Annotated in this window: 17 protein-coding genes; 15 read left to right on the forward strand and 2 right to left on the reverse strand. The window is 42.8% G+C overall.

Annotated features, from left to right (window positions below; all coding sequences use genetic code 11):
* Positions 1 to 32: 32 nt before the first annotated feature.
* Both LZD49_RS04700 and LZD49_RS04705 read right to left on the reverse strand, forming a co-directional pair.
* Positions 33 to 782 (reverse strand): LytTR family DNA-binding domain-containing protein, encoded by a 750-nt coding sequence (locus tag LZD49_RS04700; RefSeq protein ID WP_234666163.1) that lies wholly within the window; start codon positions 780 to 782, stop codon positions 33 to 35.
* The gene (locus LZD49_RS04705) at positions 779 to 2,422 is read right to left on the reverse strand and encodes a sensor histidine kinase (protein WP_234666164.1); all 1,644 of its coding nucleotides are present in this window, start codon (positions 2,420 to 2,422) and stop codon (positions 779 to 781) included. Before LZD49_RS04705 ends, LZD49_RS04700 begins: the two co-directional genes overlap by 4 nt.
* 275 nt (positions 2,423 to 2,697) lie before the next feature.
* Here LZD49_RS04705 and LZD49_RS04710 point away from each other — a divergent pair, with 275 nt between their 5' ends.
* The 15 genes from LZD49_RS04710 (at position 2,698) to LZD49_RS04780 (ending at position 22,773) form a co-directional block, all read left to right on the forward strand.
* A complete protein-coding gene (locus LZD49_RS04710) occupies positions 2,698 to 3,114 on the forward strand; it encodes a hypothetical protein (protein ID WP_234666165.1) in 417 nt (138 codons plus the stop codon).
* A 131-nt stretch (positions 3,115 to 3,245) separates the two neighbouring features.
* Complete coding sequence (locus tag LZD49_RS35775; RefSeq protein ID WP_234666166.1) at positions 3,246 to 4,646, forward strand: TlpA disulfide reductase family protein; 1,401 nt, start codon at positions 3,246 to 3,248, stop codon at positions 4,644 to 4,646.
* Between the two features lie 249 nt (positions 4,647 to 4,895).
* Positions 4,896 to 6,200: a DUF2927 domain-containing protein gene (locus LZD49_RS04720; RefSeq protein WP_234666167.1), complete on the forward strand. Its 1,305-nt coding sequence runs from the start codon at positions 4,896 to 4,898 to the stop codon at positions 6,198 to 6,200.
* 2,218 nt (positions 6,201 to 8,418) lie between these two features.
* Positions 8,419 to 9,000, forward strand: coding sequence for a hypothetical protein (locus LZD49_RS04725; RefSeq protein ID WP_234666168.1), 582 nt, complete (start codon positions 8,419 to 8,421; stop codon positions 8,998 to 9,000).
* Between the two features lie 175 nt (positions 9,001 to 9,175).
* Positions 9,176 to 10,429 (forward strand): hypothetical protein, encoded by a 1,254-nt coding sequence (locus LZD49_RS04730; protein WP_234666169.1) that lies wholly within the window; start codon positions 9,176 to 9,178, stop codon positions 10,427 to 10,429.
* 11 nt (positions 10,430 to 10,440) lie between these two features.
* A complete protein-coding gene (locus LZD49_RS04735) occupies positions 10,441 to 11,019 on the forward strand; it encodes a hypothetical protein (protein ID WP_234666170.1) in 579 nt (192 codons plus the stop codon).
* Positions 11,020 to 11,459: 440 nt separating this feature from the next.
* A complete protein-coding gene (locus LZD49_RS04740; protein ID WP_234666171.1) occupies positions 11,460 to 11,885 on the forward strand; it encodes a hypothetical protein in 426 nt (141 codons plus the stop codon).
* Positions 11,886 to 11,896: 11 nt separating this feature from the next.
* Entirely contained in the window at positions 11,897 to 12,517 is a 621-nt protein-coding gene (locus LZD49_RS04745; RefSeq protein ID WP_234666172.1) for a hypothetical protein, read from the forward strand.
* Between the two features lie 3 nt (positions 12,518 to 12,520).
* Positions 12,521 to 13,897: a hypothetical protein gene (locus LZD49_RS04750; protein WP_234666173.1), complete on the forward strand. Its 1,377-nt coding sequence runs from the start codon at positions 12,521 to 12,523 to the stop codon at positions 13,895 to 13,897.
* Between the two features lie 424 nt (positions 13,898 to 14,321).
* Complete coding sequence (locus tag LZD49_RS04755; RefSeq protein WP_234666174.1) at positions 14,322 to 15,950, forward strand: T9SS type A sorting domain-containing protein; 1,629 nt, start codon at positions 14,322 to 14,324, stop codon at positions 15,948 to 15,950.
* Positions 15,951 to 16,010: 60 nt separating this feature from the next.
* Positions 16,011 to 17,318, forward strand: a complete 1,308-nt coding sequence (locus tag LZD49_RS04760) for a hypothetical protein (protein WP_234666175.1) — start codon at positions 16,011 to 16,013, stop codon at positions 17,316 to 17,318.
* 936 nt (positions 17,319 to 18,254) lie between these two features.
* Positions 18,255 to 18,986 (forward strand): hypothetical protein, encoded by a 732-nt coding sequence (locus LZD49_RS04765; protein WP_234666176.1) that lies wholly within the window; start codon positions 18,255 to 18,257, stop codon positions 18,984 to 18,986.
* 136 nt (positions 18,987 to 19,122) lie between these two features.
* Complete coding sequence (locus LZD49_RS04770) at positions 19,123 to 20,295, forward strand: ABC-three component system protein (protein WP_234666177.1); 1,173 nt, start codon at positions 19,123 to 19,125, stop codon at positions 20,293 to 20,295.
* On the forward strand, positions 20,279 to 20,785 hold the full coding sequence (locus LZD49_RS04775) for a three component ABC system middle component (RefSeq protein ID WP_234666178.1): 507 nt from the start codon (positions 20,279 to 20,281) through the stop codon (positions 20,783 to 20,785). The genes LZD49_RS04770 and LZD49_RS04775 overlap by 17 nt, the downstream gene beginning before the upstream one ends.
* Positions 20,785 to 22,773 carry a DUF3732 domain-containing protein gene (locus LZD49_RS04780; RefSeq protein ID WP_234666179.1) on the forward strand — a complete coding sequence of 663 codons (1,989 nt, stop codon included), beginning with the start codon at positions 20,785 to 20,787 and terminating at the stop codon, positions 22,771 to 22,773. The genes LZD49_RS04775 and LZD49_RS04780 overlap by 1 nt, the downstream gene beginning before the upstream one ends.
* Positions 22,774 to 22,784 lie beyond the last annotated feature (11 nt).

The raw sequence follows: 22,784 nt of genomic DNA on the forward strand, positions 1-22,784 counted from the left end.
CCGTTAAAGAGTTTACGCGGCGGGTAGGTCTATTATTTTGAAAGTGCTTTCCTGATAAGATCCTTCTTCATCCGCGACACAGGAACTTTGGTGCCATCCTGCATCAGCAAATAGCCGCTGTCCTCCTTGATCAGGCTTTTAACATAGGTCTTGTTGACCAGATGCGAGTTATGCGGACGGATAAAACCATAGTCGGCCAGTATTTCGTCGTACTCAAACATGGGCTTGGAAACCAGTATCTGCTCGCCGCTTTGCAGGAAAAAGATGGTGTAATTGTTCTCTGCCTGGCATCGTACAATTTCGCTGGTTTTAACAAACCTCGTTTCTTTGGCAGAGGATAACCCAATCCTGTGCTCGGACTTTTGCTGGGAGTTTAAGAGGAGTTGTACAAGGTTCTGTATTTGCGTATTCTGCTGTCTTTCATTGATTTTATCGGCAGCCCGCGCGACGGCGGTTTGCAGGTCCTGCGGATCGATGGGTTTGAGCAAATAGTCGATCGCCGAAAAACGGATTGCCTGGATGCCGTATTGGTCGAATCCGGTGACAAAAATGATTTCGAAAGCCAGTTTTGGAATTGATTTAAGTAGGTCGAAACCAGTTTTTCCCGGCATTTGAATATCCAGAAAAACCAAATCCGGTTGTACCGAGTTAATCACTTCCCTGCCAGCGTCTGCATCGAATGCATGACCTTCTATTTTTACCTGTGGGCAATGCCTGAGCAGCAATGCTTTGAGGTTGTCTATGTTATTTGCTTCGTCATCAATGATTACGGCACGTATCATATCCATTTTTTGAGATTGAAGACAACCGTCGTGCCTGTTTTGTCAGAAAAGGCTTTCATGTCAATGGTATAACCTCCTTTATTCAGCAGTTTGATCCGTTCCCGGGTCAGTGTAAGGCCTTTTCCGCCGGTGCCGACAGATTGGTCGTACCCGCTGCCGTTGTCCTGAACTGTAATGATAATGTCTGACTTGGTGGTTGCAAAATCAAGCGTTAGTATGCCGTTCGTTCCAAGCCTGGATATCCCGTGTTTGACCGCGTTCTCCACAACAGGCTGAATGAGCAATGTGGGTACTTCAACTTGCAGATTTGCTATTTGAGGATCTATCCTGATCTGGTATTTAAAGTCAAATCTTAATTGTTCAAGTTTAATGTAGTTTTCCATATTTGCTATTTCGGTAGTCAGCGGCACCATTTCTGTTCCCGAATGATGAAGCGTATTTCTCATCAATTTGCTGAAACCTGAAAGGTAAGTATTCGCCCGGTCGATGTCGTGTTTGTTAATAAGCCCTTGCAAAGAGCCGAGCGCGTTGAAGACGAAATGCGGGTTCAATTGTGATTGAATTGCTTGAAGTTCCAGATTGGCCTTTCTGGCCATGTTCCGGCTCTTGCGCAGCCTCGCCCTGAACCAAAAGTAGACAATCAAGCACAAGACCAGTGCCGTCAGCCACGGGCGTACCAGTATCGCCATTGGGATAAACATCAACAACTGGCTATTATAGGCCAGGCTATTGAGCCAGTGATGATCGACGGTGAAAGGGTACGTTCCATAATCAGGGCTAGACCTTGTGTAAGCAAATTGTAAATCATAGCGGCCATCAGGCAGCCACGTCCAGTTTTCGGTTTTCTGTTCCAGTTCGACAAAAGGCTCCATTTCTTTGACGGTCCCGATCCAGGGTTTGTCTGTGCCGACACGGTAGAGAATGCGGGTGTCTTGGATCTTTCCATCGTAATAGGCTTTCTTGAAACCGAAGAACATGGTGTGTTCGGCGATGGAAAGACTGTCAGGTACCGCGTTCGGAGCCGAGTAGGTTGGTTTGTTGCGAACAAAAAAATGGAATAGCCGGCGTAGTTTTGTCGTATCGGACAAGCGTACGTCCGTATTAACATAGATATAAAACAGTTCCGGTTTGGGATAGACCAGTGTAATCCGCAGCTCGCCTAAAGTTTGTCCGCTGGACGTGTGAAGAGAGACGGTTACAGTGTTTTTGCCAAAAGGTAATGTCGGGCCGGCAGCGCAGCGCAACTTTCCAAGCTGGTACGATGCGATCTGGCTATTTGCCTCATAACGACTTACTCGTTTACCATCCACCTTGAAAAAGAATCCATCAGCAAGCTGCTCGGCATCGCGGACAATGAGCATTGTTTGTTCCGCCATGCGGCCCAGTCTCACATGATGATAGCCCTCTCTTACCTGGCTGGATACCGGCCTGGTTACGGTATCCATTACAGCGACTGTCGCTATTTCTTTCTTTTCAGCCTCGGAGAGGCTTCGGACAATGATGTCCAGCCTGGGTTTCCGGCTTGGCTCATTGATGAGAAAACGGTTGTTTGTTGGATCTACTATAAGTGTTTGGGCGGTAGTTGCCGTTCCCATCAGATCTAGAAATGCTATCAACAATATTAATATACTTCGATTCATGTCATCCTGATTTTTTGTTCAAGGACAAAAATCCAAAGTATAGCCCAATGGTAATTATGAAAATGTGGCTTTGGCACCTGTGAATGTGTATCTGAATTGTCGGATTGTTGTTACCCGGCCTTGATTAGCGATCAGGTCGTCCATAACTGCAATCTAACACTGATTTTAAAATATGGATACAGTAAACAAATTATTAACGGTTACTTATTAAATTTAGCTGATCATTAAAATAAGATATCAATCGGAAAAGCCCTGATAGCCAAACTATAAACGCCATGAAAACGAAACTTTTGATATTGATTTTCACCATTGCCCTTGCTTGTCAAAAGAGAACACCAGATCCCGAAAAACCTAATATCTCCGGCCGCTACAACGGCACGATCTCCGGGAATTTTTACCCAAGTGATTTCCCGGCTTCCAAGCAGGAGCCATTCACAGAACCCGCCAGCTTCGAAATCTCCCATGAAAATGTGGATGGGACAATTACCGGTTTCGATAGCGTGGCAGCTAAATTGACGGTAGACAAAAGTCGCCCCTCCGATTTTAGCGTTTTGGACATCCGGGACGGCAGTGATTTGAGGGTTAATGCGACCGGACGCTGCAAAGATGATACATTGGAAATGACGGGCAGCTATCATTTTTTAGACCGATCACGACGCACATTCCGGTTCATTGGTGTGAGAATGCAATGATTTTTATAAAACAGCTAATGGGTAGTCATTTACAATATGTTTACAGACTGGCTAAATTCAGAGCCTTGATTTGGTATGTAGTTCTTATTGTGCTATTGCTAGGTATGTGCACATGCAGGAATCGATCGGATGTGACAACCGTTGAGATCGAATGCGGTGACTGTAAGGGCAAAGTAGTCGAAATATTATCTTTCGATCTGCTGGAACCTAAAAATTTGGAGGTTGCCAACGGACGGTTTGATTCGGATGGGGAGGCAACCCTCTTCTTTGATATACCCGGTGACCGTTTTCTGACGATTGGGGTCGATAGCGCTGATTATAGGCTTATTTACATTTTTGCGGGCAAAAAAACGAACATACAATATGTTGGTAAAACGATGCAGGTCAAAGGGAGTAGTGGACGTTTTTATACTTACCTGGCGGAATTTCGAATCATTAGCGACAGTCTGCTGGCTTTGGCTGATCAGAAGCGCACCGGAAGCCATCAACTTCGGGAAGGCGAAAGACCCGCTTTTTTCCAAGGAATTCGTTTGGCCGTCGGACATTTCGAAGATCTCGTTAAAGCAGACAAGGAGCTAGTTAATGCTCATAAAGAGATTCTTTTATTTTATATGCAAAGTTTCAGCCAATGGTTGATCAGATCGTTCCGAGTGGTGGAAACGGAAGAGACGTATACTCATTGGCGAAAAACGGGGAACAAGGCCAATGGATTTGCTCCCGATTTTTTTAATGCCCTTGCAGTTTCTCCGGAACGTGTGAATTCACGATTCTACTTTTACATTGATTTGATCAACTCCGAATTATTGCATCACCTCTGGAAGCCGGTTGAATTCCATCTGGATGAGACCGGTAGCGACTATGACGATGGAACTGTCGGGCTGCAATGTGCGCAGGTTATTACTAACGCGGATTTTCCCGAACCTCTGTCTGAGTTGATGCTTGCTAAAAATCTCTATCATTGCTTGCGGTTAAGTGCTGTCACACCGTCTGCCACCAAATTATTCGATCAATTTATGAGGCGTTTTCCGCGATCGGTTTTTGCACCAGCGCTACGGAAGCAATTTGCCGAATCGAAAGCACTAAGCGAAGGTGAGCCGGCAAAGGATTTCAAGGGCTTTACGGAAGATGGGAAGCCGTTTCAATTTTCAGCGTTGAAGGGGAAGGTGGTTTATGTTGATTTCTGGGCAACCTGGTGCGGGCCTTGCATTGAAGAATTTCCTCATTCAAAAAAACTGATTGAGCGCTTCAAGGACAATGATGGCATTGTGTTTCTGTTTGTATCCTTTGATAAGGATGTTGAAAAATGGAAAGGATTTCTGGCTAGGAAGGACAGACTGAATGGCATGCATGTGATTATAGACAGAAATGAGCCTTCAGTTGCCGACTTTTACCGCATCACTGGGATTCCGCATTACCTTTTGATTGACGATCAGGGTAAAATAAAATCGGCAAATGCTATGCGACCTTCGATTCCGGAGACCGCGGATCTTTTAGACGAATTGCTGGCTCTGCGCGTGCGACGGTCAAATTGATTTCCAAGTTATTTTTGGCGTTTGCAATTGTCCGACCAAAGATCAACTTAGGAGAATCACATTAATAAACTGAAAACAATCAAAAAGTGAGGTACATGTTGGGAAAGAATACATTCCAGTCGGAGAAATTTTCAAACAAGGTTTTTTAGATATGAGGTTGCTATGCCAATTTATATTAGAATTATGCATTGTAAATTAAATTATTTTTTGCCTGACGTTCGGATGTTTATCGTGGCTCTATTAGCAATTATGTCGTGCAGTCGTGACAAGACTACAATTCAGGAACAGGACCTTGCGGCCTTAAAGCAAAAATATGATGCACGCACGGTCAATTACTTTTATGAGACCGTTTTTCATGAAGATTTTGGTAAAGGCAATAACGAAAACCTTTGGAAATGGACGAATGATCCCACTATCGTTATCAAGGGGCGTGCATCGGCTGCGGATACGACGTTCGTCCGAGAGGCGATTGCCGAAATCAATACGCTTGGCTTGCCGCTGAAATGCCGGCTTGCCCAAACCCCTGATAGCGGAGCGATACAGATTTTTTTCGGAAACGTGAAGGAAGTAGCGTCATTTCTCGGCGTTGGAAATTTGGATGTGATGGGGGTAGACATCAGTAGCAGTTTCGGATTTGCTAAGCCCGAAAGCTATGAAGGCAGACTTATTAATGCCCGGATCGGAATTTACTTTAGTCCTAATGACACAACTGCGGCATTACGCAAAAAAGTGGTGCTGGAAGAGATTGTTCAAGCGCTTGGTATATTCGGTGATAGTTACAGTTACCCATCCAGCCTGTTCTTTCAGAATTCCAATCCACAAAAGCGCTTTACCGATTTGGATAAGAATGTCCTAAGGCTTTTATACGAACCGGCGATTTTACCTGACTATTCGCGGTTGTCTTTTGAAATGGACTTTGCCGATAGCCTCTATCCGGTCAATTCCAATGAAAAGCTTCAAAAATACCTTCGGAATTTTCCGGTGAATCCGCAGATAGCGAAGGATCTTGACGAGATATTTTCCGGCGATCTCTTGCTAAAACATCCCAAGGAAGTTAATGTCTTCCTGTTTGGGGCATTTAGCCGCCAGGATTCAGCTTCTATCGCCGAAGCTTCGTCTGAACTTAGCAAGTTGTCTCCAAATCTGAAGATAGCGATCGGTCAACACCACGGATCCGAACCCGACCATGGCGTCGTCATATCGCTGACAGAAAACAAGAAGCAGGAGCCAGCGGTTTTGCAAGAGGGCAAAACAATCGCCGGAAAGAGCTGCATGTACCCAAAAATTATTAAGAACAAGATTTCACTCTCGTTTAATCTCAGCGACCGCAGCAAGGAGCTCCGGCAGCAAAGCCTGGTGAGTTCATTATATTTTAGCCTGGTGCCGATTAAAATGACGAAATCCAGAATTGAACAGCTATACACTTTGACAAATGACAGAATTTTATTTACCAGGTATTATGCAGACCTGCTTAGGATAGTTTATGCCAACGAGTTTGTGGATGGGTACGATCGCAGGGAATTCGTAAAGCTTAAATCCAGTTTGGACCTATGAGCGTTTGTCAATTCCTAGTCCGGTCGGCGGGCACCGAGCATCTGTTTTGCGAAACACTAGCCAGCGAATTCCGGAGGGAATTTCGAGCCTGCACCTTGCAAAAAATGCCGGGGAATTACCCATACTTTTGGCTCACACCAACCGCGAAAATTATTTTTTGTTCGCTGTAGAACATTCATTTATAGACTCTAAAATCATATCTGGTCTTCGCTCCAGCCTTCGCGCTGCAACAGTCATTAAGCTGTTTCACTTCTTTAAAGGCCTCGTATCCGCGATACGTCAAGTGATATGCGGGATTGTCCACGCTAGCAACCGAAATTTCAACCTCAGTATATCCTTTTGGTGACCGACATTCTTCTTTCCCAAAGTCATCTTATTAGACAAGGAAAACAACCCTGTAAGCAATGACAAGCTTTTAAAGTCAGCGCACACCTACGGCGAGAATAAGTTATCAATCTCCTTCTTGGTTGACAATGACTTGGCTCCCAGAGTTAAACGCGTTGTTGTATTTACAGACCCAAATTTGGCAGGTAGGCTCATGTCAGACTATTTTGCACATAATGGGTCTTTTGGTACTGAACCTCCTATTGTCAGATCTCATTTAGACGGGGAAGCAATGCTAAACGTTGAGGGCCTGATCTCAATAAAAATCAAGGCAGGCAAATAGCAGTCGGGTAGTATTCTCCGAAAAACTCTTTCTGACCGCCAATTGGCCTGATCAGATTCTGGGAAGCTTACATTTTGGGCAATGCTACAGTATCACCTCGCTATCTAACTTGAACAAGACCCGATTCGCCGAGATGCTCAGGTCAACCTAATTCGGGAGACGCGGTAGGTTACCGAATAGGTTACTGAATGTTTAGACCCGGATTGATTCAGAATGAGAACCTTGTCTCAACAAACTTTCAGGGAAACGAAGACTTTGAACAAGAAAAGCACCATTTGAAGCGCTAGAAGTTATCCCGCTGGGATCATTTTTATCGCCTAACTGTCTCAAAGACAATCACATTCAGAACTTCAATTTTCAGGTTACCCAATAGGTTACTGAATGTTTAGACCCGGATTGATTCAGAATGAGAACCTTGTCTCAACAAACTTTCAGGGAAACGAAGACTTTGAACAAGAAAAGCACCATTTGAAGCGCTAGAAGTTATCCCGCTGGGATCATTTTTATCGCCTAACTGTCTCAAAGACAATCACATTCAGAACTTCAATTTTCAGGTTACCCAATAGGTTACTAGATGAAACGATCGACTTTGTCGCATTTTGATCGATTTCTATTCCGAAATTATAGTATTTGATCCGTGTTTCCAAGGCGGTTATAGCCCATATTTCTAATATTGCCGGACGGCAAGAAACATCTCAGTTTTTTTGAGCTATGCTAAACCGAATTTTGTACGAATATGCAGCCACGATAACTCCAAAGATATTTTGCAAGACGAGCGGTATGGAGCGTTGTCATAAGCAATCGTGGCCTGCCAGTGCTTGATTGTCAATGAAATATCCAGCTAAACCCAAAGCTCCTTTCGCCCACTTAAAATACTGTTTGTTATGCCACTACCGATAAGTAAGTTTTTTTCATTTCAGTGCCAAGAAGGATTAACTTAACACTTTCCAAATGATATTGTGATTAGACAAAATAGGGACCGATATTTCACTGTCTGTTTTACGCGGTTGTTCCTAGTCGTTCTCCATTCTCATCTCTCTTACGGAGCACTCGGGATTCAAACCAGCATCGTATTGAAATGTGGACTCGAATGTCAGAGTTTAGCTTGTTTCTAGGAGAAAACACGATCCCGGTCGAGACTGCTAATTTGAGTGAAAGACTAATATCATACTACGATCTTTGTTGGTCTGGAGAATGGTTTTCTGTACTTGTCGAAACCAACCCGATGTGGACATGTGTCCCTTTTTTGTGGCAATGTCAGTTTCGAAGGAACAGGTTGTTTTATGTTTTTTCGCTCAAGACTGAGTAAGTATTGCAGAATTCGGCATCCAAGCTTTGACCCATATGTGAAAAATATAAATAAAGAAGGTTACATCGAGTTGCGCAATTGCATTATCGGCAAAATTTAATTCTATTAGAAAACGCATATCATTTTATAAATGGATGCGCCATTTTTTTTGATCTTGAAAGCCGTACACTTATAATTGAATTGAGATCCGATTTCCAAGTGAAACGATTAATTACAATTTATATGTTGTGCTCTGCAAATTTATGGATGAGACTAAAAAGCTATTTATCACTTTAACGGCTACCGCTGTAATTGCCGTCGTCGGTTTTTTTATTAAATACTTTTATGACTTGGAGCTTGTGAAACGAAAAGATCGTCTTGACAGGGTAAACAAACAGTTGGGAGATTGCTATGGTCCACTCTATGCGCTGTTAAAGTCAAATGATCAAGCTTGGATCTCGCTTAAACACAGATTAGCAATTACTGACAATAAATTCGATATAGCCACTTCAACTGAGGCAGAGCGTAAAGTATGGAAGCACTATATGCAGACCATATATATTCCTACCAACGATAAAATCTACGATATACTCGTATCAAAGAGTGATCTATTAAAGGAAGAGGACATCCCAGATTGCCTCTTGCAACTGATTACCCATATCGTGGCCTACAAAGTCGTCGCAAAAGGATGGGAGGTTGGCGAGGGCGATGAGAATGTAGAAATTGTCCCGTTCCCTTTGAATGCTCGGGAGCACGTTTATCAAGAATTTGGAAATTTAAAAAAAGAACAGTCCGGACTTTTAAGCAGAAACTACTACTTCTTCACTCGTATGTTTGGCAAGTAATTTATTGACTGGGGACCGCTTCTCGAAAAGCTGATTTGATTAAGAATTCATTCGAAACAGCAGCTTTGTTTACCCGGATGTGCTGAGGAATATGATGCAATAAGAATTTTTTCCTTAGAACAAATCAAGAGTTTAGTAATAAGAGGAAACATCAGTGTAAACTAGGTTCAAAACGATGAGACAGCTAAAAGAGATTTTTGATGCACTGCGCAACTTGAATTTGAATGAACAGGATGTAAACAATCGATTCCGTCGTTGGCATGTAGATGCTCTGTTAAATCAAGGTGCAGACCTAACGGATCGGTGTGTAGATGAACTAAGGGAGCTGCGTTCATTGTACCTAGCTAAGGCTCAGTTTGAAATCGAGATCGAGAAGGAAGAGAAGCAATTTTTGCTAGAATCCCAGCTCCTAAACATAGGATTTTTTGACAGGAAGGTAGACATTCTTACCAAACGAAGTTCTTTCCTTAAATTGATGATTGAAACACGATTCAGTAACGTTAGAGTTGCCGCAGATCGCGTGAATTCGGATCAGAACGGGCAACATAATACAATCTCATCAGCTACAGTTGTCGCCCATGAAAAAAACCTTGAGCTTGACGAACGGGTATTCGAAACCAAAATACTTGACGAAGAAGAATTGACATCGGCAAGGCAGCAGGCGGCGCACGATAGAGCATCCATCAATGCACGCGAGGCAATGCTAACAAAATTGAAAGAGTTTCAGTCAGAGGGCAACATTTTCTCCTTTCAGGAGAAAATCGAGGAGGTAGAACAAAGACTTATTCGTGACTATGAGGATGCTTTTGTGCGACTCACAATGGCGCAAAAAGGTCTCAAAGAAATTTATGGCCACGAAGCAAGTTTGCCAATTAAGCCTAAAAATCCCGTTTCCGAATTGTCAATTTGGAATCGCGAGGCAATTGAGTTCATTATATCGTATCAGCAACTGGACCAATCATTTACACGCGCTATTTCATTGCGAAGTATTTTAAGTGACTCGCAATGGAAATTGCTTGAAACACAGCCTATACTTTTTAGACTCGATCAACGTCTATTTAGCCAACATGAAAATGTTAGATTAAGCGGACTGGGTGCTAGTATCATTGGCAAGGCGGGTATTGTTCCTTGGTCTATAATCGTTACTTTACCAGGAAAGGCGATTTATAAAAGAGGTGGCAACGACTTTAGAACTGGGCAGGATGATTTACCATCTTGCTTGATTGGAAAAGTTGAAAACCGTAATTCGTTTAGAGTGATGGAATATTGTGGGACAGTTTCTCTGATCAATGCAAGCCCAATTGGCCAGCCTGACAATCAAGATGGTCTTTGGAAGATCGCCATTGAGACGCCGACGAAGAATAATGAGATTTTTGCTGATATTGACGACATCGTTTTGGAAATAGTCGTAGTTGGTCATCCAATATAAACTTTTGAATTATGAGTAGAGCAATTCGAATTAATACATACGGGATTATGGACGCGAGAGAGCTTAATTTTCGAAGGGAGCAAATGTCAAATAGGCTCAGAGGAATAGGTTTGGTTGAGGGATCAAGGAAAATGCAAACTGAAACAGAAAGAGCTGTCAAGGAGCTGGGACAAAAGGTTGAAGATCATAATATTAAACAAAGGCTCGAAGCGCAACTTGGCCAAGAGGAAAAGGCCGTTGCTGTCGTCAGTGAAAATGGATTAATAGATGTGTATCCCTCTTCGAAAAATATAACAACTCTTGGCGGTCAAAGAAGTGTGCCTCTTACCGGCAAAGCGAAAATTGGCCTCGGCGTTCCTGATTTAGTTTCCGCGCCGCCAAAAGTAAAGAACCATGGTGTTTGGTTTACGGAAATAGCGCCCGAGATTAATGCCCCATCGCCGAGGATAACCCCAGTAAGCAACGATCAATCATCACGAGCCAGTGCTAGCAGCAAAGATGGTGGAGGGCTTAGAGTCAAGGAACGAGTACGTTCAGAGAAGATGAACAAACATGAGAGAGACTTCTACGACGGGCACCTCTACGCCTGATGTGTTGTATTAAATTTGGGGTACGACTATCATTTGCTCCTGGCCAGAAAATGCATACTGTTTGCGGTAAGTCTCCTATTCGAGAGTTGTTCAGATGTTCCGATTGCATTTTTTGTATCAATTGTGCAGGCATTGTGCTTGAGTCAGTCTCCTCCGATTCAGCCCTCAATTTCTCCAAATTTAACCGCTAAGTCGAAACTTTGCCTTTTAACTCTCTTTTTTGTAACTCTCTAGTTCAATGGCGTTCAAGAGTAAAACTATTTGTGTAAGTTAGTAGCATACCACGTAATTCAGGCGATAGAGCTTTGATCATGCGGCAGCATAGTGAAAAATTTCTTTGAAGAGAATTTTGAATAAATGTACGCTGCTGATTCGAAGAAATACCGCCGGAGTAAAATCGGTGATCATATAATAAGTTCTAACCCTCTTGAATAAAAGGTATGTCAACGAGTAAACCTTTTCACGGCGGCGGAATAAACATCAGCCAAATTTCGGGTAGTGTATTTATTCTAGGAGATGACAACACTGTGACCGCCACTATCAATTTTAAACAATTTGAGGACAGTCGCGAAAAAAGTGATCATCAACTTTGGAAGGATATCACATCGCGAATGGAGGAACTACTTAAAACTGTTAAGGGCTTAGGTGATGAGCATGAAGAATTACGTGATATCGAACTAACACCAGTAGTAGGCAGCGCAAAAAAAGAAGCCGCAGAGATTGCCGCGAATCCGCAGAAATCGAAGGTGTCTTTCATTGAGAAATTAAATAAAATTTGCGACTTGTCCAGTAAAGCCGTAGATGTTGGCGCGAAGGTAGCGCCATTTGTCACTATTGTTGCTAAATTGTTAGGAATTGCCATTTAATATCTGAGCCTATGATGCCATTTCCAGGGCTAACCGAGGTTAAGATTCAATGGTTAGCCATCCAACAAGGAAACTATAAACTTTACGGCTTCTTAATCTACACAGGATCTGATTTGCTGATCGTCGAATTCCTAAAGGAGGGCATTTTCGATCTTGATGTACTTTCAGGGGAGGAATGTGCCATTTTCTTAATCGAACCACCTTCTAAGAAATGGATTAACTATGTCAAAAAGACGGGCCATCCGTGGTCAAAATTCTTTAATAACCTGGTCAATCCGATTCCTGCGGTAGCGGACGCGAGCCCGTCAAAAAGAGCCGGTATTCCCTCGACCAGTGTCACAATACAAGATATATACAATTCGGTAGTAATCCTTGGCGACGGCAATCGTGTAGTAATGAATCAATTGCTGGAGCCGGATTATGATGCTTTATTCGACCGCAGCGAGGCTTATAAGGTAGCCGACCATTTTAACATTGCTAAGCGGGAAATCCCGTGCTTGGTTTTCTTTAAGGATATTGATGATCATTTGATCTGGATGCAGCAACTTGATGATTACGAAACCCCGAAAGCCTTGACGGGTTTCTTCAGGAGCTTTTTTGATTCACCAACCTTTCAATCCTTGCTTGCATAAGCCATGACCGTCGATTTAAGACAAATCAGAATTGAGCATACGGTCAGCAAGTCGCTGATTACCTCTGCTTTTGAATTACTGCCAGACGAACTTAGCAAGGACCATGCTGTTACTTGGTTGCGTGAACTCAGTGAGTCAAAAGACAGAGAGTATTATGATCGGGATGAATACGTCAGAGGCGATTACCCTGGATTTTACCTTATTATTGATATACTGCAAAGGACGGTAGCTGAAAATATTAAATTTTACTCCGCTGCGCTTTTCCATATTGGTCGTCGGTTAAAAGTTGCTGAACTAGCGGATAGCAAGATTAAAGAGGCTTTGGAGCCCGAAAATCTACTGCAAACTTTCCAAGCTAATGAAGTTTTATCTAATCAAATTGATCAATCGGAGGTGATTGGTATTTTGCAGACCACATTAAATGAAGCGAGTCGTGCACATGGCATTGTGGCCACCGAGAATCGTTCGCTTTGGCAGATCTGGAAAAAAGAAATCGGGCAGTTTCGGACGGCTATACAAGATGCAAGTGAGAACCTGTATCGTGCGGTAGGCAATCGTTATGAACAAGAATATCTAGGTCAAGCACCCGCCCGGTTGATGGGTGATTCTTTCCGTTACAAAGAACTAAAAAAGCGGATGGAGGCAACAGGCTTCCAGGTGAATGTTGAGGATGTTTCAGTTGATCCCGAGAACTTGATACTGCTCCAATTGTTGAGCATGGACCGACATGAACTCACGGAAAGATTGGAATTGATTCGACAAGAAAATATTAGTAGGGGGCTTGACGCCGAAGCCTTGAAAAGGCAACGAGAACAAGAAATTTGCGTCCATGTTCAAAATCAATTAAAAAGTGAATTTGGAGATGAAGATCCATTTGTAGATTATCGTCCACTTGGAAAGCTGCCTGACAGCGCGCTGTTTGTACTATACAACAAATGTAAGTTACCAGATTACAGTAAATTTTATTATGCGGAACGATGGTTAAAGACATTGAAAGAACCTTTTGATCGTTACGGAGAGGACGATCGACCACTGTACAGGTCGGAGTTGACAAACGAAGATGTCAGCCATTATGCCGCGAGCGCGGATTCTGCGATCAAACGCAGTTGGGTTGAATATGCTGGCAATTCTTCTGGGGTGCCTGAACAACACCTGCAAAATAGCTTCGAAAAAAAATGGATCGAAAACCTCATCATAGCAATTCGCTATGGCGATAAAAAGAAGAGTAAGGATTGGACGTTTGAGGCAGTAACCTTGCTCGTCTCAGAAGTAGTCATCTATCTTAATGGATTGGGTTATAAACTATCTCCGCCTAGCCAGAGGCGACTCGAAAAATTGTGGGAAGCTGCAAAAAAAACGTATTACGGAATCGAGTGGTAGCAAAGACTTTTTCCAGATCAGCCATACGCTCGCGAAGTTATCCAGACGGCATCATCTCCTTGCTAATCAAGACGGGAGCCATGTTTGTGACTTTGCTTTGGAATATTACGTGTGAGCGAGGAATGTAGGAATTTTGTGGTAGCTGATGGTCATAAGCTATCGATATGTCAATGCCATCATCAGGCGCATCCTGAGGGCTGAACACAGAACTGGATAAGGCCATGCTTCACTCAACAAATCAGAGATTAACGGCACTGCATAAAAGAAGGTTTAGCAGCTGTTGTACTTGAAAGGAAAATGACGTCCCCCCAGGTATTCAGACGGATGAAAGTAGAGTTTCCGGTGTTCCTTGATGTAAATTAACAAATTCTTTCGGAGTTAAATCATCCAAATCGGTTGCCCGGATTCTTATGACCGCCTCCAAATGCGAATTGAAAAACTCAACAAAGATGGTTCGTTTTCAAGTCTGATTCAGGACTATTCTGATATATCGAGAGATAATGGAGGTCAGGGAATATTCCGTGAAGATGTCAGTTTGCAAAAAGGGTGGTATCATATACTTGTAAAAGCAGTAAATAGCACAGGTGCTACGGTCGCTATTAATGACCTCAAAGCTGGTGTAGGAAACGTCTTTATTATTGCCGGACAATCAAATGCCCAGGGTATTAAGGATGGGGTGTTGCTTCCGACCGACAACGCCTATGACTGCGTGGTATCAAATAACTGGCTGGGGGAATGCTCGTGGGTTACAAGCCCTGCACCTGCATATGTGCCGTACCCGCTATTTCCTGTTTTTTCCCGGTTAGGTAATGGAAACAACATAGCCCCAAACGGTTACAATAACTGGGCCTATTCCCGACTTGGGAATCTACAAGTTGATGCCACCAGCGCACCTATTGCTTTTTTCAACGCAGCACATGGATCAACCGATATCAACGCATGGAAGACAAGTTCCGACGGCGGAGCAGTTACCGGCATGCCATTTATTGGGCATCCGTGCAGTATATTAAGTGTGCCGAATAACAGTGGACTTCCTTATATCAGATTGAAGCAATCTCTGAATTATTACGCTAGCATGTTTGGCAGCCGTGGGGTTTTATGGCATCAGGGAGAAGCGGAAACTGAGCATAAATTTGGAAATCCAAGTTATAACTCTGATTATGTAAACAAATTGAACTATGTTATCGCTAAGTCGCGTGCCCAATATGGCTATAACATACCCTGGTTTGTATCACGTGACGCGACGTTAATATCCAAGAAGAATGACGCCACAGGGGTCTGGACTTATGGTATCACGGAGCCGACAATAAAGTCAAACCAAAATACAGTCGCTACCACATCACCAAATTTAACCGGAGCAATTACTGACGGTTTGAATAAGGATTATCGAAAACCTAATGATTTTGTGCATTTAAATGACAATGCCACATATAAAGGCTTAACTTCACTAGCGAATTCGTGGCATAGTAGTTTGGGATCAACCGGCAGCGGATATGCGGCGCAAAGCTTACCAGCTATCACAATGAGCTACAATTCCAGCAACGACTCATATACAGCATATGCCCCATCAGGATATGTGGATTATAAATGGGTTACGGCCAACGGTGACCTAGACAGGGGTGTGGGCTCGGGCTCGTCAGGATCAAGTTTATTGATGGGAGGCGCTGGTGTTCGTTGTTGGGTAAAAAACAGTACAGGAAATTGGATGGTAACCCCGATGGTATATCCACAGACATGCCGAAGCGGGGCCAGAAAGGCCGCTTTGGAATCGTCGGAAACTGTGCCATTAGAAATAGTTTACGGTTTGCGGGTCTTCCCAAACCCAAGTGTCGGCAGTATTCGAGTTCAATTTGATTTACCCAAAGCTGGACAAGTTCAGTTGAATATCATTACTCAAAATGGAGAAAGACTAAAGAAAGTGGCCGATGGATATCATGATAAAGGACCATTTACATATCCAATCGATGTCTCGTCTTTACAAGATGGTATTTACTTTTGCCAGTTGAAGATTGGTGATATCTCTCTCGTTAAAAAAATAGTGGTAGCTAAATAGGATTCTGGGGCTATGGTTACACAAGCCTTAGCCCCAAATTTTCAAATGTGAGTAAATGAGATGAATAAATTGAATTTAATACTAGCTTTTTTTTGTATAGCCTTTTCGTGCAAAGAAAAGGTGCCAGCCCAATCCCAGGTTGACATCATTACCGGTTCATTAAACTTACCTGTCAAGGAGGATATAAAATTACCTGTTGTTGCTTTTTCTCCCGATCTAGACGCGTTGCGTTTGCCTGGGGATTCTCAGCCCGTACGGATGGTTGCCTTTGGAGGTTCCCTTGCGGCGGGACTTCAAAACGGTGGTTTGTATCGTGAAGGGCAGCTTACGGCCATTCCTAATCTTATCGCCCACCAAATGCAACTGCAGTCGTTCGTTCAACCGCTCTTTGATAAGCATGAGGGAAATGGCACCGGCTATTTGATCTACGATACCTCCGAGCAGCTGCCATCCTGGAAGAAAGTGACCAATTACCTTGGTATTACGTCCGAGAAACCGTTGATTTTAAGTAGGTACAATGGACCCGTTCCCGTGGATAATATTAGTTGGCCACACGGACCTGGGGCAAGCTCCGATTCATCCCAAGCTTTCAGCTATTATCCGAATCAAAAAGAATATTTTAGTTACCTATACCGGTTTTACGACAAGCGAGGTGTATACGACAGTCCGTTTGAAAATATGGTCGATTCCGTTAAAAACTTTACGAACTTGGTGCTAGTTTTTGGGGATCTGGATCTTTGGGTTGGAGTTGCCTGCTGCTCAGAGAATTTGAACGCTAATGCCATGCTGAATGAAGGGTATTTCTATCCTCAAAGGCAGTTTATTCTAGAAAATCTTTCTAAAAAAAGAAAACTTGTCCTGTTCAATCAGCCGGACTATCTTGACTTTCCTTTTTTTCACCTTTATGATGTCAAAAGGATCATAGCGAAAGGCGGGGTCTCCGGTGCAGCATTGCAGGATAGCTCACTTCTTATCCCAACAGGCAATATAAAAAAGGCCTTTTTTAGCGATCAAATAGCAGTTTTGACCGATTGCGAGGTACTATCTCCCGAGGAATCACGTCAGCTTAGAAACGTAAATTTGATTATAAACCGCAATGTTTCAAAAGCCTTTTCCGAACAATACAACCTACCCATGGTCGATTTGTACACGCTCTGTAAGAAAATTTTAAGTGGAAAATATTATTCGGATGACGGGTTGTTCATTAATCCTTCCTTCCCAAACGGCAATTTCTTTTCCAACGATGGCTTGCACCCAACGGCAATTGGCAATGCAGTTATCGCCAACGAAACTATTAAGGAGATCAACAGGGTGTATAAAACGAAAATACCGCTTATTAATATTGGCTTGCTGGCAAAGGCTATTTGAATTTGCACAAGGAAAAGAAGCACCTTTTATCAACCTACATGAAACTAGGTCTTTGCTCCGGGACGTAGCATATGAGTTTTTAGGATTCAATTCTCAGGCATTGCCGCACGTATCATTTTGCTTATATTTTTTACGTAACAGAGGGCAAATCGGTGCTAAGATGGTGGTCGTGTTGCAGAGGGGAGAGATTATTGTCAGGATCCAATCGACAATGCGATTGATTAATGATCATGCATCAGGAGTGGATATACGACGTCATGTTACTTTTAAGCTTCTGCCAAATTGTGGTTTCCCTTGAAAGCCATTTCACCTCCCTATTATCCTATTTTTACCTGAAACAGCCTATCCGACCAAATCATCTTCCTTAAACTGGACGAAGCGATCGCTATCCCGCGGCGCCATATATCCGGATGTGGACGATCTGCAAGTCGATTTTCCGCCCCCGGCAAAATCAAGAAGGTTACCGAAAAGGTTACCAGACGCTTTGACCGGAAATGAGTCTCGATGGTATACCTATCTTTTAGCAGCTCACAATAACGACTTTTTTGCATGAAAAAAGCGCCCTTTGAGGCGCGCTCGGTTGTCCCGCTGGGACTACATCATCTTTATGAAAAGCGCCACCATGGCGTTATTTCGAAGGTTAAAAAAATCTGGGTCCCAAATGGGGTTCCGTTTTCTTTGACTTAATTTGAATCGTTTTAATGAACTTCTTTGTATTACGACAAAGATACAAAAAAAGCTATGGCAAATCTTACATTTCACATTAGTCGTTACTTCGATTGATTGACGAATATTGGACATGAAAATTTGCGATTGGAAGCTTTGAATAACATCTGGGCCAGGTTTAAGAAAATATGATTTATATTTCGAGAATGATCCATCTAGTGGCTCTTTTTTTATAGTATATTGATTTTTAACGAAATATATTTTCAAAGCATGGACAGAAATTTCCTGAATCTAACAGAAAAACAGAAGGATCAGCCAATCTATCGCATAATTTCAGTGGGTAGACTCTTTGAGTTATTTAGCAATAGGCAGAATGTACTTGTGAAACCAAAACTTTGGGAAGACCCTTTCGAAAACTTTATGATGAACTCAACTGGTGAGCTGAAAGACGGACGACTCTTCTCAATCGGTTTTCGGGAGCATTTCTTTGGACAATGCTGGACCAGAACGAAAGAAAGCGATGCAATGTGGCGCATCTATTCTTACAAAAAAGAAGGCGCAAGAATCTCAACAACTCCTAGAAAGCTTTTAAAAGCACTTTACGATTCTGGAGGGCAATTCAGGGACATAAGTTGTTTTATCGGGAAAGTAAACTATTATACAACCACTAGGCTTCAAACTCTACTTCAGTCAAATGGGCCTTCTTGGATGACCGATTCTACGGGTGTCGGACAAGCGCAAACGCTATTGTTTAAGCGATATCCATTTAAGCATGAAAACGAGGTAAGGATTATTTATAATTCTCAGGGCAAAGTCAATGGTGATAAGTTTTCATTTCCAATTGATCCATTCAAACTTATTGATGATATCGTTTTTGATCCTAGAATGGAATATAAGGAATTTAGTAACTATAAGTCACAAATAAAGGCACTAGGATTTTCTCGTAGAATTGTAAAGTCGAATCTATATAAGGCACCAAACCTGAAATTCAGCTTTACCTAAATATTAAGCTATTGAAGACTCTCCCTCACCGCCCCGAAGAGCTCTTCGGGGCATTTTGTCCAATTTCTATGGGATTTGAAAATTTATAGAAATAATTATATTTTTGGAATAACCCTTCAGAATATGGATTTTCAAAATGAACTACAACGCACCAGGCCAACTGCTCGGCTACATCTTACAATTCCCGCGAGCTCTATATCACCTTCTACGATGTGGTCCTGGCGATCGTGTTTATCTAGAAGTTTTAGGGGACGTCACTACAATCGAGGATAGTGGGTTAGTAATAACGGAGGAAGATAAATCATCACAAGCCAGGAATCCGCTGACTGATAGATCTGTCGATCTTTGGAAGACTTTGTATAACTGGATTCAAGCAATCAATAATGGTGAATACGCCTTAGACAATACTACGTTCGTTCTGTTCGCCAATCGTGCAGGGAGGGCAGGAATAGCCAATTTGCTCGGTAGAGCGTCAGTAAATGAGGCTGAAAAAGCCGTAGATACAATAAAGAGCAAGTTTTCTAATCTCAGTCACAAGCATGAAATATGGCCCTATTTTGACTACGTAGTGAGGAAATCAGAACCGGTTTTTACGAAGTTTATCCCTCGTTTCGATTTACAAATCGGATCTGGGACAGGTGCCGAAGAAATAAGGACGGAACTATTGAAGAAGTTTGTGGCTGAAAGTCAGATCGATTTTGTGACTAAGTATTTGGCTGGATGGCACCAAGGCTTAGTTATTCAACGGTTATCCAACAAGCAGCAAGCTATGATTGAGTGGGAGGAGTTTGCCCATGAGTTTCATCGCCTTTTTGAAAAAGCGCAAAGGAGAGAATTGATAGATTTTGCGCTAATAAATCCACCTAACACCAATGATGTTAAAAAACATCTTTTGGAGCGCCCACTCTTCGTAAAGCAACTTGAGGGTATCGACGCCGATGACGACGTAATCCAGGACGCCGTACTGGATTTTATTCGAGCAAAAGCGAATAGAGATAGCTGGATCGAGAAAGAACTAATTGATGAGCCAGAGGCTGCCGATTTTGAGGCTAAGCTTTATGAGTTTTGGAAAAATCAGCGAATGAAACTCGGAATTACGCATAAAAGCGCTTCACACGAAGAGATTGGTATGCTGCTGTTCCTTGAATGCAGGTCGCGGCAGGAAACCATCAAAGATCAAAACCCACCTTCTGCGACGGTATCAGGAACGTATCATTCATTAGCAAATGGTCCTGTGATCGGTTGGCACCCTGATTGGGAAAACTCATTTAGAAACATAAGAGAGACGGGAAATGGGACAAGTAATTGAAGAGGTAAGACTTTGGAACACGCCAGTAGTCGGAGCTTTCTTGTTGTACAAGTTCACGGATGGTTACCAAAGGGCACATCAATATGGTGATGCACCGGTTGCCATTCTGCATTTTTTAGCCTCTGCAATACTTACAAGCGATGAATTGAAAATGGCTGTAAGTAATCGACGCAGTAGTCTGCAGTCATACGTCATGAGCTTTGAAGACGGCCGCCGTTCAGATTTGTTATTGTCGATTCATCAACGTCTCAGCGACAAGCTCGAATATACTTGGAAGTCGATAGATATTGCAGTGGCTAACGGTTTACTTTTTTGGGATGTTGATAACGGAAAGCTATATCCAGCTGGCGGTTCTTCGGCCAACATTGTTCGTGGAACTGCCCCACGTGCTGAGATGAGACGTGACGGCGAGAGAGCGGAGATTCTTGGCAAATGGTTTGCTGCTCACGACCTATCAACAATAATGGCGTACTTTAAAATAGTTTTATAATGCAACTACAAATAATCCGTCTTGTTGTCTGGCCCAAAAAAGAAAGCATTACCCCCCGAATTGTGAAATTTGAACCGGGAGTTGTCAATGTTATTACTGGTGCATCGAGAACAGGAAAATCGGCTATTATTCCAATTATCGATTATTGTTTGGGCTCTGGTGAGTGTTCTATACCTATCGATACCATTAGAGATAACGCATCTTGGTATGGGATTCAGGTGAGGACAGCAATTGAAGATCTTCTTATTTGTAGAAGGGTTCCCCAAGGAAATACTGTTTCAAGTGATTTTTTTTTGGTAAGGGGAAGTGTAGATGAGATTCCGACAAAGATTGAAGCAAATGAGAGGCTTGACAGCATAAAACATATCTTGAACGGCATTTCTGGTGTTCCCTATTTGGGTTTGGGTTCGGATGATGAGAATAATGGTTTTCAGGGCAGGTTGAGCTTCCGCGATTTGATGGCTTTTTGCTTTCAAAGTCAGGACATTGTGGCGAATCAAAATGTCTTGTTTTACAAAATGCATTCTTACGAGCATAGAGAAAAGCTGAAGAACTGGTTTCCATACATCCTTGGTGCCGAAAATTTTGAGATTCTTGTTGCCAGAAACAAATTAGCGGAGACAGAGAGACACCTTAACCGACTAAGGAGGGAATATGAAAAGGCAAAAGTGATCTCTGAAAATTGGCTCTCGAATCTGCAGTCAAATTTGAAATTAGCAGAAGAATATGGATTGCTGGAACAGGAAATTCGTGAGAATGCCAGCACAGACGAGTTGGTAGATGTAGCAAAGGACCTTCTTGACCGAAACCCGTCGAAAATTCAGACTACCGTTAAGAACATTGATAGCTCAAACAAGGAGTTTGAGCGACTAGAGGCTATTGAACGTACACTTAGTATCGAAATAGCAACGGCCAAAAAGAAGTTATCCGACATTGGACGCCTAAAGTCCGGTTTAATGGACTATGGGAATTCTGTGCGCCGTAGAAGGGATCGACTTCATATTTCAGAATGGGTAAAGTCAATGGCATCTACCGATGGGCAGCCATGTCCGACGTGCGGAAGCTTAGATCACAAAAACAGTGGTGAAGAGGTAGGGAAGATTGCCTCCGCCTTTTTGCAGCTAGAAAACGATGCAAGGAGAGTTTCTGAGGTTCCTACATCTTTTGCGCGAGAGGAGGAGAAATGGCGGACCGAACTTGCTAGACTTTTAGAGCACAGGCGTATCTTGCAAGATCGCGTTGATTTGCTTGTGGCCAGAGACAAGGAGGCCCAAGCGCAATTTCAGCGTCGCCAAAGTATGTTCATCTTTATAGGACAGTTTAGGACGCATTTTGAGTATTTTACAAAGTTGAATAATACTGGGGATCTCTTGGCCGAAATAAAGAAACTAGAGGCCGAACTTAAAGAGCTATCGAGAATCGCAGACATAAGGGGTGTTCAACAGCGCTTAGAAAATGCTACGCATGTTGTCTCGGGGTTAATTTTAGCATACCTGCAAACTTTGGATCTTGAAGAAAAGTATCAAAAAGTAGCACCGCGATTTGATGTCAAAGATCTTTCTATTAAAGTTTTAAGTAATGAGAATAATTGGCATTACCTGGGAGAAGTTGGGAGTGCTTCCAATTGGGTGTCGTTTCACATCGCACTCATGTGCGCACTACAAGAATTCCTCCTCGGACTTAAGAACTCACCGGTTCCCAGTTTTGTAATTTTCGACCAACCAAGCCAGGTATACTTCCCAAGACGATCGAAGGGGGGGGCACTATCTGGCGACGAGATGGACCCAAAGTTTCAGTCAGATGAGGATTCGGCTGCGGTGAGGAAAATGTTTAGTACTCTTTCTGCGTGCATTAAGAAACAGAAAGGTATGTGGCAGGCTATTGTTTTGGATCACGCGGATTCAGAAGTTTATGGAGATGTCGATGGCGTTCATGAGGCCGAAGAGTGGCGGAACGGTCTTAAATTAATCCCTGTTGAGTGGTTGTAGTCACATAATTT

It is taken from the genome of Dyadobacter sp. CY261, from assembly GCF_021440085.1.
GTDB lineage: Bacteria > Bacteroidota > Bacteroidia > Cytophagales > Spirosomataceae > Dyadobacter.